At 66.9% G+C, this 14,722-nt stretch carries 14 protein-coding genes; 4 read left to right on the top strand and 10 right to left on the bottom strand.

All coding sequences use genetic code 11. The features are described from left to right. Positions 1–17 precede the first annotated feature (17 nt). Positions 18–1,895, top strand: a complete 1,878-nt coding sequence (locus tag ABT392_RS04265) for an acyl-CoA synthetase (protein WP_464970914.1) — start codon at positions 18–20, stop codon at positions 1,893–1,895. On the opposite strand, the gene ABT392_RS04270 is transcribed toward ABT392_RS04265, so the two are convergent. Then, positions 1,896–3,728: a sensor histidine kinase gene (locus ABT392_RS04270; RefSeq protein WP_334278872.1), complete on the bottom strand. Its 1,833-nt coding sequence runs from the start codon at positions 3,726–3,728 to the stop codon at positions 1,896–1,898. Between the two features lie 75 nt (positions 3,729–3,803). Between ABT392_RS04270 and ybaK the strand changes: the two genes are divergently transcribed. Genes ybaK through ABT392_RS04285 form a run of 3 tightly spaced genes read left to right on the top strand, consistent with a single transcriptional unit; the run spans position 3,804 to position 5,383 of the window. After that, positions 3,804–4,301, top strand: a complete 498-nt coding sequence (gene ybaK, locus ABT392_RS04275) for a Cys-tRNA(Pro) deacylase (RefSeq protein ID WP_395386506.1) — start codon at positions 3,804–3,806, stop codon at positions 4,299–4,301. Positions 4,302–4,307: 6 nt separating this feature from the next. Next, entirely contained in the window at positions 4,308–5,036 is a 729-nt protein-coding gene (plsY, locus tag ABT392_RS04280; RefSeq protein ID WP_334278874.1) for a glycerol-3-phosphate 1-O-acyltransferase PlsY, read from the top strand. Further along, a complete protein-coding gene (locus ABT392_RS04285) occupies positions 5,033–5,383 on the top strand; it encodes a RidA family protein (RefSeq protein ID WP_395386505.1) in 351 nt (116 codons plus the stop codon). The genes plsY and ABT392_RS04285 overlap by 4 nt, the downstream gene beginning before the upstream one ends. On the opposite strand, the gene ABT392_RS04290 is transcribed toward ABT392_RS04285, so the two are convergent. From ABT392_RS04290 to ABT392_RS04330, 9 genes are all read right to left on the bottom strand, one after another. Next, positions 5,380–6,675 (bottom strand): M56 family metallopeptidase, encoded by a 1,296-nt coding sequence (locus ABT392_RS04290; RefSeq protein WP_395386504.1) that lies wholly within the window; start codon positions 6,673–6,675, stop codon positions 5,380–5,382. The genes ABT392_RS04285 and ABT392_RS04290 overlap by 4 nt on opposite strands. Then, on the bottom strand, positions 6,672–7,043 hold the full coding sequence (locus tag ABT392_RS04295; protein ID WP_334278878.1) for a BlaI/MecI/CopY family transcriptional regulator: 372 nt from the start codon (positions 7,041–7,043) through the stop codon (positions 6,672–6,674). Before ABT392_RS04295 ends, ABT392_RS04290 begins: the two co-directional genes overlap by 4 nt. A 145-nt stretch (positions 7,044–7,188) precedes the next feature. Further along, positions 7,189–7,533: an energy transducer TonB gene (locus tag ABT392_RS04300; protein WP_334278879.1), complete on the bottom strand. Its 345-nt coding sequence runs from the start codon at positions 7,531–7,533 to the stop codon at positions 7,189–7,191. A gap of 67 nt (positions 7,534–7,600) precedes the next feature. Next, a complete protein-coding gene (locus tag ABT392_RS04305) occupies positions 7,601–9,148 on the bottom strand; it encodes a methyl-accepting chemotaxis protein (protein ID WP_334278880.1) in 1,548 nt (515 codons plus the stop codon). Between the two features lie 198 nt (positions 9,149–9,346). Next, a complete protein-coding gene (locus ABT392_RS04310; protein ID WP_334278881.1) occupies positions 9,347–9,988 on the bottom strand; it encodes an L-threonylcarbamoyladenylate synthase in 642 nt (213 codons plus the stop codon). A 33-nt stretch (positions 9,989–10,021) separates the two neighbouring features. Continuing rightward, a complete protein-coding gene (locus tag ABT392_RS04315; protein WP_334278882.1) occupies positions 10,022–10,942 on the bottom strand; it encodes a DMT family transporter in 921 nt (306 codons plus the stop codon). Then, positions 10,942–11,826, bottom strand: a complete 885-nt coding sequence (locus ABT392_RS04320) for a 3',5'-nucleoside bisphosphate phosphatase (RefSeq protein WP_395386503.1) — start codon at positions 11,824–11,826, stop codon at positions 10,942–10,944. Before ABT392_RS04320 ends, ABT392_RS04315 begins: the two co-directional genes overlap by 1 nt. A gap of 36 nt (positions 11,827–11,862) precedes the next feature. Continuing rightward, positions 11,863–12,717 carry a c-type cytochrome gene (locus tag ABT392_RS04325; protein ID WP_395386502.1) on the bottom strand — a complete coding sequence of 285 codons (855 nt, stop codon included), beginning with the start codon at positions 12,715–12,717 and terminating at the stop codon, positions 11,863–11,865. A gap of 112 nt (positions 12,718–12,829) precedes the next feature. Continuing rightward, complete coding sequence (locus tag ABT392_RS04330) at positions 12,830–14,713, bottom strand: methyl-accepting chemotaxis protein (protein WP_395386501.1); 1,884 nt, start codon at positions 14,711–14,713, stop codon at positions 12,830–12,832. Positions 14,714–14,722: the final 9 nt, after the last annotated feature.

Raw genomic sequence — 14,722 nt, forward strand, 5'->3', positions numbered from 1 at the left:
AACAGCAGGAGTTTGGGATGGTTCCAGCCAGAACGGCACAGCAGGACCTCTACGCCGCCCTCCATGGCGCGTTCCGCTGGGCTGTGCCGGAACGCTTCAGCATCGCCGAGGCCTGCTGCACCCGCTGGGCGCATGAAACACCTGACGCGCCGGCCGTGCTGTTCGAGAGCGACGGCGGCTGCAGCGCCCACTACAGCTACGGGCAGTTGCAGCGCGCGGCCAACCGGCTCTCCAATGCCTTGCAGCGCCAGGGCGTGCAGCGCGGCGACCGCGTGGCCATCGTGCTGCCGCAGCGCTTTGAAACCGCCGTGGCGCATATTGCGATCAACCAGCTGGGCGCCGTGGCAATGCCCTTGTCCATGCTGTTCGGTCCTGAGGCGCTGGAGTACCGGCTGCAGGACAGCGCCGCCGTGGTGGCGCTGGTGGAATGCGCAGTCCTTGATGCCCTGCGCTCGGTGCGTGGCGTGTGCCCGGCCTTGCGGCACTTGATCGTCGTTGGCGATTGCATCAGCAGCCAGCCGGGCGAGATTGGCTGGATGGCGGCCTTGCAGGCTGAAGACGCGCGTTTCACGGCCGCTTCGCTGTCTGCCGACGACCCGGCCGTCCTGATCTACACCAGCGGCACCACCGGCCCGGCCAAGGGCGCCCTGATCCCGCAGCGCGCCCTGATCGGCAACCTGAGCGGCTTCATTGCCAGCCAGAACTGGTTTGGTTTTGATCCATTTCCGAACCTCGATCAGGGTGTCGAGCCCTCTTCCCTGGGGAAGAGGGAGGGGGAGATGGGGGGCAACAGTTCAGGGCCTTGGCCCAGCAAGGGGTTCCAGAAATCGCATGCGATTTTCTGGAGCCCTGCAGACTGGGCGTGGACCGGCGGGCTGATGGACGCCTTGCTGCCCACGCTCTATTTCGGCCGGCCCATCGTGGCCTACCAGGGCCGCTTCTCTCCGGAGCGGGCCTTCGAACTGATGGCGCATTACGGCGTCACCCACAGCTTCCTGTTCCCCACGGCGCTGAAGGCGATGATGAAGGCCGTGCCGCATCCGCGGGAGCGCTATGCCCTGAAGCTTGAGGCGGTCATGAGCGCCGGCGAGGCAGTGGGCGACGCGGTCTTCGCCTGGTGCGAACAGGAGCTGGGCCTGACCGTCAACGAGATGTTCGGCCAGACCGAGATCAACTACGTGGTCGGCAACTGCAGCCGGCTCTGGCCCGCGCGCGCCGGCAGCATGGGCCGTGCCTATCCGGGCCATCGCGTCGCGGTGATTGATGACCAAGGCAAGACCTGCCCCCCGGGCGTGCCGGGCGATGTGGCGGTGCACCGCCGCGATGTCCACGGCGACCCGGACCCGGTGTTCTTCCTCGGCTACTGGAACATGCCCGAAGCGACGGCTGCGAAGTTCAGCGGAAATCAGAACCAGGCCCCCAGGCAGCCGCAAGCGGCAGCCACCCCCCAAGGGGGCGCGCAAAGCTTGGGGCGGCCCTGCGCTTTGCCAGACAGCTGGTGCCGCACCGGCGACATGGCCACGATGGATGAGGACGGCTACCTCTGGTACCAGGGCCGCAGCGACGACATGTTCAAGGCTGCGGGCTACCGCATCGGGCCGAGCGAAATCGAGAACTGCCTGGTCAAGCATGCCGCTGTTGCCAATGCTGCCGTCGTGCCCAAGCCTGACGCGGAGCGCGGCGCGCTGGTCAAGGCCTATGTGGTGCTGGCGCCCGGACACACCGGCACGGCCAAGCTGGTGGCGGCCTTGCAGGCCCATGTGAAAGGGCGGCTGGCACCGTATGAATATCCGAAGGAAATCGAGTTCATCGCCAGCCTGCCGATGACCACGAGCGGCAAGGTGCAGCGCCGCGTCCTGCGGCTGCAGGAAGAAGCCCGCGCCCGCGTGGCCTGATCAGCCTTCAGTCGCGGCCAGCCGGCGCGGCAGGTCCAAGGAGAAGCGGCTGCCACGGCCGGGTTCGCTGTCCACCGCAATGCTGCCGCCCAGGCGCTTGCAGACGATGTCTTCGACGATGGGCAGCCCGAGGCCGCTGCCGCCCTGGCCGATGCGCGTGCTGTAGAAGGGCTTGAAAAGCTCGGGCAGGGCCTCAGGCGGGATGCCGCGGCCGTTGTCGGCCACGCTGAGGCAGACCCGGCTTCCATCCGCGCTGGGCGTTGCCGCGATGCGGATCTCCCCCTCGCTGCGGCCTTCGAGGCCGTGGATCAGCGCGTTGTTGATCAGGTTGATCAGCACCTGGCCGAGCGGTCCGGGCAGGCTGTCCATCTCGAGATGCGCTGGCAGCTCCAGCTTCACCTCGTGGCCGGAGCGCCGCAGCACAGGCCCCATCGAGGCCAGCACTTCGCGCACGAGTTCGTCGAGCTCGAAGTGCCGCCGCTGGCCACTCGCCTGGTCGGCTGAGAGCTGCTTGAAATCGCGCATCAGCGCATCGGCACTTGCCAGGTTCTGCTGCATCTGCACCGCACCCTGGCGCAGGTCGGTGAGCAGCCCTGTCAGGCTGGACTTGCGCACCTGCCCCTGTTCCATCTGGGTCTCGAAGTCGCGGATCCAGTGCAAAAAGGTGTCAGCCAACAAACGGCTGTTGCCGACCGGCGATGCCAGCTCGTGAGACATCTTGGCCACCAGCACCGACAGCGTTGCGCGTGACTGCGCCTCCTGCAACTCGCGCTCTGTCTGTTCCAGCCGCTCGTTGGCCTCGGCCAGTTCCGAGCTGCGCCGAACGACCCGTTCTGACAGCCTCTTGTTGAGGGCGAGCACCTCGCGCTCGGCTTCGACCTGGGCGGTCACGTCCACCAGCAAGGCGAAGATGCCGCGCACCTCGGCTCCTTCCACGTCGGGAATCAGGCTCACGTCGAGCCAGGAGACGGCGCCGGTGGCCGGGTCGCGGTTGCTGCGGCGGTAGTGGCCTGCCTGGCCGCGCAGCGCCAGCTCCCAGTGTGGCTGGATCTGCTCAAGCGCCTCGGCGGGCACGAAGTCTTCGACATGCAAGCCCAGCACCTGCGCCGGCTCTCGGCCAAACAGGCTGGCATAGCGCAGATTGCAGCGGCGTACGCGCGATTGGCTGTCGAACGAGGCCACGCTTGCCGGCACGGCATCGACCAGCTTGCTCAACTCGCGCTCCTGATCCTGCAGCTCGGCATGCCGCAGTGCCAGTTCCCTGGAGAGCTGTACGCCCTGGTTGCGGCTGCCGAGCAGGGTTCGATTGACGACGTAAACCATGCCACCGGTGATCAGCAGCACCGACGCCAGCTGCATGCTGACCAAGAGGGGCGAGGCCCGATCGGTGGGCACATGCCAGCCGCTGAGAGTGCCCAGCCCCAACATGGCGACGCTGGCGAGGCTGGCCAGCAGCACCGCGACCAACCAGCGTGAGCCCAGTACCCAGCCCGCCAGTCCGATCAGGAAGGGATAGACGATCAGGCTGCTGCTGTAGATGCCGGCGTACTGCCACATGTTCAGGCTGGCCAGCAGCCACAGCCCGACCACCAGCAGCACCGTGCTGGCCTTGGGGCCGCGCTGGCGCAGCTGCCACTGGCTGGCCCCGATCAGCAGCAGGATGCTGCCGATATGGACATAGCGTGGCCACTCGCGCACGCCGCCCAGGAGGGCGCCCAGCAGCGTGAGGCCGGCCACGGCAAGCATGGCACCGTGGATCCAGGTGACAAAGCGGCGGAACGCCGGGCTGTTGTCAACATAGCTTTGGCTGGACGCTTCGGTGCTGCTTGGCATGGGCCCAACTGTCGCATGGGATGGCCCCATGCGCCCCTACACTGAGGGTCGTTCCCGATACATCCGTCGCGTCCGATGAGCAAGAAGTCCCAGCATGTCAGCGAAACCCCGGCCACCCAGTTCCTGCGCCACCACAAGGTCGAGTTCACGGAGCATGTCTACGACTACGTCGAGCATGGCGGCACAGCGGAGAGCGCACGCCAGCTGGGCGTGGACGAGCATGCCGTGGTCAAGACCCTGGTGATGCAGGACGAGAAGGCCCAGCCCTTGATCGTTCTCATGCATGGCGACTGCCAGGTCAGCCTGAAGGAGCTGGCGCGGCAGATCCCCTGCAAGAAGGTCGAACCCTGCAAGCCCGATGTGGCGCAGCGGCACAGCGGCTACATGGTCGGTGGCACCTCGCCGTTCGGCATCCGCAAGGCCATGCCCATCTATGTGGAGGCTGGCATTCTCGAGCTGCCGAAGGTCTGCATCAATGGCGGCCGGCGCGGCTACCTGGTGGGCATCGCACCCAGGCTCCTGGTCGGTTTGCTCGCCGCCCGGCCGGTGCAGTGCGCCCTTGCCGCAGAATAGCGCCCCATGCAAGACAACCTCTACCCGCTGCTGGCCGCCCTGGCTGGCTATCTCATCGGCTCGCTTTCGTTCGCCGTCATCGTCAGCAAGTTCATGGGTCTGTCAGACCCGCGCAGCTATGGCTCGGGCAACCCCGGTGCCACCAATGTGCTGCGATCAGGCAACAAGCTCGCTGCCATCCTGACGCTGCTGTTTGATGCCTTGAAGGGCTACCTTCCGGTGCTGGCCGTGCTGATCTGGGGCGAGCGCTTCGGCCTCGGCGAGAGCAGCGCCGCCCTGGTGGGCCTGGCCGCTTTCCTGGGCCACCTGTGGCCGGTGTTCTTCCGCTTCAAGGGCGGCAAGGGCGTGGCCACAGCGGCCGGCGTGATCCTGGCGATCAACCCGCTGCTGGGTGCAGCCACGCTGCTGACCTGGGTGATCATTGCCTATTTCTCGCGCTACTCGTCGCTTGCGGCCATCGTCGCCGCAATATTTGCGCCGTTCTACCAAATGCTGATCTGGGGTGCCTCGCCGACCGTGATGGCCCTGCTTGTTCTGAGCCTGCTTCTGATCTGGCGCCACGAGGCCAACATCAAGAAGCTGCTGAACGGTACCGAGAGCAAGCTGGGCCAGAAGGCCACCGCCGCCGCGCCTGCGGGCGCGAGCAAGAAACATCCGCATGGCCAGGGCTATGAGGCCCGCGGCCATTCGCACCACCATGCAAAGAATCAGTCCAAGAAGGGCAAGAAAAAATGAGCTCCATCCAACGTTTTGACGTCGGCGCACGCCTGTCGGAGATGGCCGTGCACAACGGCGTGGCCTACCTGGCCGGCCAGGTGCCGGAAGACCCTACGCAGGACATCACCAGCCAGACGGCCCAGGTGCTGGCCGCCATCGACAAGCTGCTGGCACGCGCCGGCAGCGACAAGAGCAAGATCCTGATGGCCCAGATCTTCATCACCGACCTGGCCGACTTCCCCGGCATGAACAAGGCCTGGGACGCCTGGGTCGCCGCCGGCAATGCGCCGCCGCGAGCCACCGTGGTGGCCCAGCTGGCGCGGCCGGAATGGAAGGTCGAGATTGTGGTGAAGGCCGCGGTCTAAGTCTTCGGCTTGCCCAGCAGGGTAGGGGTGATCGAGATCGAGATCATCTCGCCGCCCTCGCCCGTGCCATATCCGACCTTGTTGCCCCGCTCGATCAAGGCCTTCATGCCGTCCTTGGTGATGACGCGCGGCTTGGCGACGCTCACCAAGGGGTCGCCCTTCTTCAGGTCCAGCGAGATGTCCACCTTGCCGTCGCCGATGTCCTTGGCGACGACCTCGATCGACACCTGATCGGGCGAGGGCTTGCCCGGCGCGCCATGGAACATCACCGTGGCCGGTGTGCTGCCGTTCACTCTGACCGTGGGCTGGCTGCGCAGCGTGCGGCTTGAGCCGTTCGCGGTGTCTCTGATCTCGATCTCCATGCGCAGCTCGATCTCGCCGGATGCTGGAGCAGAAGAATCTGCATGCAGCGCATGAACCGTGCCTGTGCCGGCCACGGCCAACAATCCCAGCAGGGCCAGTCCGAGCTTGCGACGCGCGGCCGGGCCGCTGTGTTGCTTGAGCATTTCGATCCTCTCGATCAGTGGGTGGGTGGATTGCCAACTGGCCCATGGCAGGCCGGTGGCGAATTGGGAACCTTGTGCGAGCAGCAAGGCTCGGCCGTAGGCGGCCTGGCTGCCAGGATGGCGGGCCAGCACGGCGGCATCGCAGGCCAGCTCCTGGTCGGCACGCATGCGCCGTAGCGCCAGCCAGGCCAGCGGGTTGAACCAGTGCAGCACGCACAGCAGGGCGGCCATGGCATTCCAGTGGTTGTCGCGCCGCTGGCGGTGCACTTCCTCATGAGCGAGCACCAGGGACTGCTGCTGTGTGTCGAAGCGCTGGCCGAAGTCGGCCGGCAAGGCCAGGCGAGGCCGCAGCAAACCGACCAGGGCCGGGCCGCTGCCGGCCGGCGAATGCCATTGCCTGCCATCGCCGCTCGGGGTCAGGTCTTGCATGAAGCGGCGTTGCAACCAGACCAGTCGACCAGCAAAGAGCAGGGCGCCGAAGGCCCAGGCAAATGCCAGTGCTGCTGGCCACCACAAGTTGGGGTCTGCCGGCAGCGCCGTGCCCGGCATGCCGATCAGCGGCTCGATGCGGGCAACGACGGTGGCGCGCAGCGCCTGCGCCGGAGCGCTGGCCGGCAGCCAGCTTGCCAGCATCAGAAGCGGCAGCAGGAGCCAGCTGGCATAGGCAACCGGGGCGCCAAAGCGGCGGAGCAGCGGCCGGCGCAGGCACAGCAGCAGCGGCAGCGCCAGGCTCAGTACCAGCGTCTGTCGACCCAGTGCCAGGAGGAGGGGCGTGGGCTCGGTCATTGCTCGTTGTCCTTCAGGAGCTTCTTCAAGGCGGCAAGTTCTTCGGCTGTCAGCTTGCGCTGGCTGCTGAATTGCGCGACCAGGGGCGCCAGGCTGCCGCCGAACAAGCGGTCCAGCAGGCCGCTGGCCTGGTCGCCAATCCAGTCTTCGCGCTTCAGCACGGGCGTGTAGAGATAGCGGCGGCCGTCCTTCTCGGCGCTGAGCGCACCCTTGTTGAGAAGGCGGTTGAGCAGGGTCTTGATCGTGGCCAACTGCCACTCCTGCCGGCCCTCCAGCGCGGCGACGACGTCTTCGGTGCTCAGCGGGCCTGTGGCGGCCCACAGCACCTCCATGACCTGGGCTTCAGCCTCGGAAATCGGTGTTGGCATCTTTTTCGATTACGAATGTAAACATAAGCGAATGTTTACGTGCGTAATCGAAACTGTCAAGAGGAGAGACGCGAAAAATGAAATTGGCCGCACGAGGCGGCCAATTGGTGGATCGAGGGGCGGACGCCGGGCGTCTGCTCGTCAATCAGTCTTCATTTCGGAACACCAGCTTGACTTCGGCGGTCTGCTTTTCACCAGTGCCTTCGTACTTCCATTCCTTCAGCGCGGCGATCACGGCCTTGTCGAAGACGCGCTTGGGTTCGGCTTCGACCACCTTGACGTCGGTGACCGTGCCATCGGGCCCGATGGTCAGCTCGGCCTTGACGCTGCCGTTGGCGATGCCCTTGTTGGCGGCTTCACGCGGGAATTCCGGCGGCACCTTCTTGATGACCTTGGGCGCAGCCAGGGCCGAGGTGACCAACAGGGCGCCGATCAGCGCGAGGGCGCAGCGCTTGGCCAGGGTGGGGCGCTTGTTGACGACGGCTTGCATGAACGGTTCTCCTAGTCCTGAACGGTATGTGGAAACAATGGGCGCAATCATGAGGCCTTTATCGGCCTCAGGCGACCCGGAAGAAGCCAACAGCCTCCAGCAGTCGTGAAGAACTGCTGGTCAATGCCTCGGTCGAGCGGTTCAGTTCGCTGACCAGGCTGGCATTTTGCTGTGTGCTCCTGTCGAGTTCGTTCATCGCCTGGTTCACCACGCCGACGCCCGAAGCCTGCTCCTGGGCCGAGTGCGAGATCTCCTCGATCAGCTGGCCCATGTTGTTGACCTCGTCGACAACGCTGGTGATCGTCTTGCCGGCGTTGTTCACGAGGCCGGTGCCGCTGTCGACCTTCTCAGAGCTCTCCTGGATCAGCACCTTGATTTCCTTGGCCGCGGCTGCCGCACGCGAGGCCAACGCGCGAACCTCGGTGGCCACCACGGCGAAGCCCTTGCCGTGCTCGCCGGCACGGGCCGCTTCAACGGCGGCGTTCAAGGCCAGGATATTGGTCTGGAAGGCGATGCCGTCGATCACGCCGATGATGTCGCCGATCTTCTTGGAGCTGGCGCTGATGTCTTCCATGGTCGAGACGACCTGGGACACCACGCGGCCGCCGGTCGAGGCCGATTGACGCGCCGTGTTGGCGATGGCAGCCGCCTTGCGGGTCAGCTCACTGGCGCCGCTCAGGTTGGCAGCGATCTGCTCCACCGAGGCGGCCGTGTTTTGCAGGCTGGCAGCAGAGCGGGCAGTGCGGTCCGACAGGTCGTTGTTGCTGTTGGCGATGACGCTGGAGCTGTCGGCCACCTCGCTGGCGGCCGAGCCCACGCTGCGCACCACGCCCACCAGCGCGTCCTGCATCTCGCGCATTGCTTGCAGCATCTGCGCCAGTTCGTCGCGGCCTTCGCTGTTGATCTCGCGGGTCAGGTCGCCCTGAGCGATGGCTTCGGCCGCTGCCTGGGCCGCACGCGCCGGCACGACGATAGAACGCGAGATAGCCAGGCCACCGACGATGCCTATCGCCACCGCGGCGATCACGAGCACCACGGTCACGGTGGTGGAGTTGCGAGCCAGCTCGCCGCCGGCCACGGCCAGGTCGCGCGCATTCTCGAACTGCAGATCGACCAGGGCCTTCAGCGCGGCCTGGTAGTCCTGCTGGGCCGGGCGCACCACGGTGATCAGGCTTTCCCGTGCTTCGTCCGGGCTGCCGTCCTGCTGCACCTTGCGGAACTTGGCAATCGAATCGAGGAACTTGTCCTGCGTGCTCTTGGCCTGGTCGATCAGCTGGGCTTCCTTGCCCGCTTCGGCGTCGGCCTTGAGCTTGGCCAACTGGTCGACGCTGGCCTGCTGCGCTTCATCCATGGCGGCCTTCTGCTTCTTGATCTGGCGGGCTTCATCAAGCAGGAGCAGGTCGCGCGATGCGCGCGCGAACACATTGACGTTTTCCGACAGCGCATTGGCCGCCGCGATCTTCACCAGGCTCTGATTGGCCGTGCGGTCCAGGTCCTTGGCCAGGCGGCTGGCGCTGTAGCCACCATAGGTCCCGATCACGATCAGCAGAATGATCAGGAGGCCGTAGCTCAGCGCCAGGCGATGGCCAATTCGAAGTTGCGTCAGCAGTCCCATAGTCGGTCCTTTTGCTGCGGCCTTCCAGCCGCATGTCTTGTTCGAGAGATCCCGGGACTTCGCCCGGTCGATACCTGCTCCCCACGGGGCCTGCGAACGGCTGCCGAACCCGCCCCCAACGCTAGCATGGCTGGGCTGTGAAATGAACCAGCAAATCCGCTCTGGCGGGCGGCCTGGCCAGCAGTCCGGTTCACCAACTCAGGGTGGGAGGCCAAGCTTGGCCGGGTCGCCGCGGCCCAGGCGCACCACGGTGGGTTCCTCGCCGCTCATGTCGATCACCGTGGTGGGCTGCATGGTGCAGGCGCCCGACTGGATGATCAGTTGCAACTGGTGGTCGTAGCGCTCGGCAATCTCGTCCGGATCGTTGAGCGGCTCGGTCTCACCGGGCGGTATCAGGGTGGTCGCCAGCAGCGGCTGACCAAAGATCGCCAGCAGTTCCTGGGTCACGCGATGGTCGGGCACGCGCAGGCCAATGGTGCGCCGCGAGGGATGGTGCAGCCGGCGCGGCACCTCCTTGGTGGCTTCGAGGATGAAGGTGAAGGGCCCTGGCGTAGCCGCCTTCAGCAGCCGGTATTGCTTGTTGTCAACCCGGGCATAGCTGGCCAGCTCGCTCAGGTCGCGGCATAGAAGCGTCAGGTGGTGCTTGTCGCTGGTCTTTTCGCTGAAGCCGCGCAGGCGCCACAGGCTCTCCGCCGCCGCCTTGTCGTCCAGATGACAGACCAGGGCGTAGCTGGAGTCGGTCGGAATCGCGGCGATGCCGCCCTTGTCGAGGATCTGCGCCGCCTGCTTGAGGAAGCGTGCCTGCGGATTGTCCGGATGAACTTCGAAGCTTTGTGCCATGGCGGGAGATTCTGCTCCGCCTGGCGACGGACTTCAGTCTGCAATCGTGTCCATCGTCACTACCGACAGTGACGCCCGTTGCTTCTCCCTGACATTGAGCCAGGCTGTTGCTGCGCCACAGGCGGAAAGCACCGCCATGCCCAGCCAGGCATAGCTGTCCGGCGCATGGTCGAAAGCCAGCCAGCCGATGCCGGCGGCAAAGGCAATTTGCACATAGACGAAGGGCATCAGCGTGGCCGTGGAGGCCAGCCCGAGTGCCAGGATCAGGAGCAGGTGACCTGTGGTGCCGAGAATACCGACCACCAGAAGCAAGCCCCATTGCCAGGCCGGTGCCGCGAGCAGCGCTGGCCAGACCTGCCAGGGCCCCAGTGCCAGCAGCAGGCTCAGCAGCAGCATGCCGCACAAGCCGGTGTAGAAATGCGTGGTCAAGGGATGTTCCAGCGAGGACAGCTTGCTGGTCAGCACCTGGAAGGCCGCGTAGCAAAGGGCGCCGGCCAGCGGAAACATCACCGCCCATCCGAACAGGCCGCTGCCAGGCCGGATCACGATCAGGGCGCCGCCGAAACCGCCCAGCACCAGTGCCCAGCGCAGCCGTGACACCGGCTCATGCAGCAGCAGGGCAGCCAGGAGCGTGACGACAACGGGCGTCAGCATGGTGATCGAGGTGAACTCGGCCACCGGCATCAGCTGAACGCCGAAGAAGCTCATCGCACTGGTGGCCAGTAGCAGAAGCCCGCGCAGCAGCTGAAAGCGTGGATGGGCGGCCCGAAAGCTGCCCTTGACGGCGAGCCACACGCCCATCGAAACCGCCTGAACGCTGTAGCGCGCCCAAAGGATCAAGAGCACCGGCAGGGCCAGCGAGCCGAGGTGGCGGATCAGGCTGTCCATGCTGGCAAAGCAGGCCGCCATCAGGAACACGAGGGTGATACCCAGGGCGGGGCGTTGCTGCGCCATCAAGCGCCCGGGTACTGGATGCGGTGCTGCAATTCCAGCCAGACCGGGTTCAGCTTGCCCGGCAGATTGGGCAGCGAGCCGAGCTCGGTGTGGCTCTCGTCCGGGCTGTGGAAGTCCGAGCCACGCGAGGCGAGGAAATTGAACTCGAGCGCCATGTCGCCATACTTCACGGCCTCGGCCGCGGTGTGGCTGCCGGTCACCACTTCGAGCCCGCGGCCGCCATGGGCCTGGAATTCGATGAAGAGTGCGTATTCTTCGGTGGGCGTGAAGCCATAGCGGGCGGGGTGGGCGATCACCGTCATGCCACCGGCATCATGGACCCAGCGCAAGGCATCGCGCAGCGTGGCCCAGCGGTGCGGCACGAAGCCCGGCTTGCCTTCGGTCAGGAAGCGGCGGAACACCTCGGGCACATCGCTGCAATGGCCGGCATCGACCAGCCAGCGCGCGAAGTGGGTGCGCGAGATCAGCTCTGGGTTGCCCACGTAGTGCAGGGCGCCCTCAAAGGCACCCTCGATGCCGACCTTGGCCAGGCCTTCAGCCATCTCGCGGGCACGCGGTTCGCGGCCGCCGCGCGTGGCCTTGAGGCCCGCCTTCAGCGCTTCGTTGGTGTGATCGAAACCGAGCCCGACGATGTGCACGACCTTGTTGGCGAACGTCACCGAGATCTCGGTGCCGGTCAGGTAGGGCAGGCCCTGGGCGAGAGCCGCCTCCAGAGCTCTTTGCTGACCGGCGACCTCGTCATGGTCGGTCAGCGCCCACAGCTCGACGCCCTGGGCCTTGGCCCGGGCCGCCAGGGCCTCGGGCTCCAGCGTGCCATCGGAGACCTTGGAGTGGCAATGCAGGTCGGCATTGCTGAGCGCATGGATGAGGGTGCTGGATTTCACCGCTGCATTTTATCGGCCGGCCCGCGCCGCCGCGCTTCAGGGCTTTTGCGGCTTCAGTGTGCGCAGGTAGGCGATCATTGCCGCCATGTCGGCATCGCTGATCTTGGCGTAGAAGCCGAAGCCCATGGGCGGCTTGAGCTGCTGGCCGTCCGGGCGCACACCAGTGCGTATGGCCTGGGCGATCTGGACATCGGTCCAGTCCTTGAGGCCGGAGGCGTCGGGGGTCAGATTGCGCGACACGCTCACGCCCCAGGGGCCCTTGAAGCTCTCGCCACCGGCACCCAGGCGCGACATGATCAGCTGGCCCTTCTCGTCGCGTGGCGTGTGGCATTCCATGCAATGCGCGATCTCGACCAGGTACTGGCCATAGCGGCGCAGGTCCTTGGTGGGCGGTGCCGTGACCTTGCCCACGGGTGGCCCGTAGGTGGGCGGAAGCGGCATGCGGTAGACCGACTTGGGCACGGCATTGGCAACCGCCGGTTGGGCCAGCATGTAGGCCACCAGGGCTGCGACGTCGGCGTCAGACAGGTGACGGTAGAACTCGATGGGCATCGGTGGCCCGATCAGGCTGCCGTCGGGGCGTATGCCCTCACGGATGGCCTTGATCAGCTGCGCTTCGGTCCAGCGCCCGATGCCGGTCTGGGCATCCGGCGTGATGTTGGAGGCGTAGGAAGTGAAGGGCGGCACGTCGAACTTGAAGCCGCCGGAAAGCCCGCGCTCGAACAGGGGCTGGCCTTGCGGCCCGCGTTGCATATGGCAGTTGCCACAGGCCACCACCGAGTCCATCAGGTATTTGCCGCGGGCCAGACGGTCCGCCGTGGCGTCCGACCAGGAAAGCTGCGGCAGGCAGGCCAGCAGGCCTGCAACAACCAAGCGCCAGAATCTGTGCATGACAACCTCGCACGAAACAGGGCCAAGGGGCGCACGAGCGTAGTCCTGATCGCGGCGCGATGGAAGCGCGCGCCCTCATGGATTGCCCTAGGCTCGCGCCAAGGCGCCGGCCCTAGAGGCTGAATGCCTGAACGGTCTGGTCCATGGTCTGCGCGCGGCCGCGCAAGCTAGCGGCCGAGGCAGCCGATTGCTCGACCAGGGCCGCGTTCTGCTGCGTCATCGCGTCGATTCTTTGCATGGCCTGGCCCAGTTCGCGGGTCTGGCCGGCCTGCTCGCTGGCTTGGCCGGCCAGGCCTCGCACCACGGCGCTGACTTCGCCCACGTGATGCACGATCCGGCGCATGGCCACGCCGGCCTCGGCGGCCAGGGCCGTACCGCCCTCGACCTGTTCGACCGACTGGCGCAGCAAGCCCCTGATGTCGCGCGCAGCCTCGGCGCTGCGCTGCGAGAGTTGCCGCACCTCGCTGGCCACCACCGCAAAGCCGCGCCCCTGCTCGCCGGCGCGGGCCGCTTCCACGGCTGCATTGAGCGCCAGCAGGTTGGTCTGAAAGGCAATGCCATCGATCAGCCCGGTGATGTCGGCGATTCGGCTCGAGCTCTGCTGGATCGCGCCCATCGTGGCCACCACGCGCTCGACCACCTGGCCGCCGTTCAGGGCCATGGTGCTGGCCTCGGCGCTCAGCTGCGTGGCCTGCAGGGCGGCCGCGCTGCTGTGGCCCACGGTCTGGTCCAGCAGGGCCACGCTGGCAGCCGTCTGCTGCAGTTGCGCGGCGGCCTGCTCGGTGCGGCGCGACAGGTCAAGGTTGCCGGTGGCGATCTCGTCGGCGGCGCTGCGAATGCTGCCCGCCCCTTCGTTGATCTGACGCACCAGGCTGCGCAGACCGCGCTGCATGTGGGCCAGCGCCTGCAGCACGCGGCCCAGCTCGTCGGAGCGGCCCTCCGGCACGGGCTGGCTGAGGTCACCGGCGGCGATGCGCTCGGTCACGTCCACCATGGCCTGCAATGGGCGCAGCACCTGGCTCATGGTGCGCAGCATCAGCCAGCCGAGCGCGGCCAGCAGCAGCGGCAGGGCGATGAGCAGCAGGTTGCGGCGCTGGCGGGTCTGGTCGGCGCGGGCCTGCAGGCTCTGGTCCAGCGTCTTGAGCACCTGGCTTGAGAGCCGGGCCTGGACCTGGGCCGCCGCGGCAAAGCCCTGCGCCAGTTGCTCGAGCGGGTAGCTGGGGTCCAGCGTGGCTGCCCGCACGACCTGCTCCAGCTGCTCGCGCTGCTGGGCGGTCTGCTCGGCGACGCTCGCAAGTGCTGCAGTCAGGCTGCCCCCAGCACGCAGGGAGCGCTGCAAGGCCTCCTGCATCGCATTGGCATGTTCGCGGTAGCGGGTCATGGCGGCGGTCAGGGCGGCCAGGTCGTCCACCGCGGCGGCGCGGGCGATGGCGCCGAGCTCGGACAGCGCTTCCTCCACGCGCGGCGCAGCCTGCAATCCAGCCAGCAGGGCCTGCTGGCTGGCCGGGTCGGGGTCGCGCGGCAGGCCGGCTTCCTCGTTCAGGTCGTCCATGGCGCGCCAGGCCGAGAGGGCAAGGTCTTGCTGGGCAGCGAGCAGGCGGCTCAGGTCCAGCGGGCCGTCGGCGAGGGACTTCTCCAGCCGGGCCAGCGCAGCGGCCTGCGCTTCGACGGCCTCACGATGGCGCGGCGTTGCCGAGACCTCGCGCAGCGCGGCGAGCGCTGGCGCCATGGCCTGCTGCACGGCGGCCAGTTCCTGGCGCGCGGCCGAGCGGCTGCCCTGCGCCTCGGCGGCCAGCTCGCGCTGCTGCCTTTGCAGGCGCAGCAGCGCTTGCCACGCCTGGTTGGCAGGCAGGGCGGCCTGCTCGCGTTGCAGGCTGGCCAGTTGCAGGCCGTCCTGGCGCAGCAACAGGGCCGTCGGCACCAGGCTCAGCACCAGGGCCATCAGGGCAGCGAGCAGCAGCCGGGTCTTCAGGGTGGGGGACAGCAGGTGACGCATGACACTCAG

The organism is Paucibacter sp. JuS9, assembly GCF_044043925.2.
Lineage (GTDB): Bacteria > Pseudomonadota > Gammaproteobacteria > Burkholderiales > Burkholderiaceae_C > JAUASW01.

Coding starts and splice junctions, on each gene's coding strand:
- plsY (WP_334278874.1), top strand. CDS start 4,308: ATGCAAGACAACCTCTACCCGCTGCTGGCCGCCCTGGCTGGCTATCTC.
- ABT392_RS04295 (WP_334278878.1), bottom strand. CDS start 7,043: ATGCCAACACCGATTTCCGAGGCTGAAGCCCAGGTCATGGAGGTGCTG.
- ABT392_RS04300 (WP_334278879.1), bottom strand. CDS start 7,533: ATGCAAGCCGTCGTCAACAAGCGCCCCACCCTGGCCAAGCGCTGCGCC.
- ABT392_RS04290 (WP_395386504.1), bottom strand. CDS start 6,675: ATGACCGAGCCCACGCCCCTCCTCCTGGCACTGGGTCGACAGACGCTG.
- ABT392_RS04305 (WP_334278880.1), bottom strand. CDS start 9,148: ATGGGACTGCTGACGCAACTTCGAATTGGCCATCGCCTGGCGCTGAGC.
- ABT392_RS04285 (WP_395386505.1), top strand. CDS start 5,033: ATGAGCTCCATCCAACGTTTTGACGTCGGCGCACGCCTGTCGGAGATG.
- ABT392_RS04330 (WP_395386501.1), bottom strand. CDS start 14,713: ATGCGTCACCTGCTGTCCCCCACCCTGAAGACCCGGCTGCTGCTCGCT.
- ABT392_RS04270 (WP_334278872.1), bottom strand. CDS start 3,728: ATGCCAAGCAGCACCGAAGCGTCCAGCCAAAGCTATGTTGACAACAGC.
- ybaK (WP_395386506.1), top strand. CDS start 3,804: ATGAGCAAGAAGTCCCAGCATGTCAGCGAAACCCCGGCCACCCAGTTC.
- ABT392_RS04315 (WP_334278882.1), bottom strand. CDS start 10,942: ATGGCGCAGCAACGCCCCGCCCTGGGTATCACCCTCGTGTTCCTGATG.
- ABT392_RS04310 (WP_334278881.1), bottom strand. CDS start 9,988: ATGGCACAAAGCTTCGAAGTTCATCCGGACAATCCGCAGGCACGCTTC.
- ABT392_RS04265 (WP_464970914.1), top strand. CDS start 18: ATGGTTCCAGCCAGAACGGCACAGCAGGACCTCTACGCCGCCCTCCAT.
- ABT392_RS04325 (WP_395386502.1), bottom strand. CDS start 12,717: ATGCACAGATTCTGGCGCTTGGTTGTTGCAGGCCTGCTGGCCTGCCTG.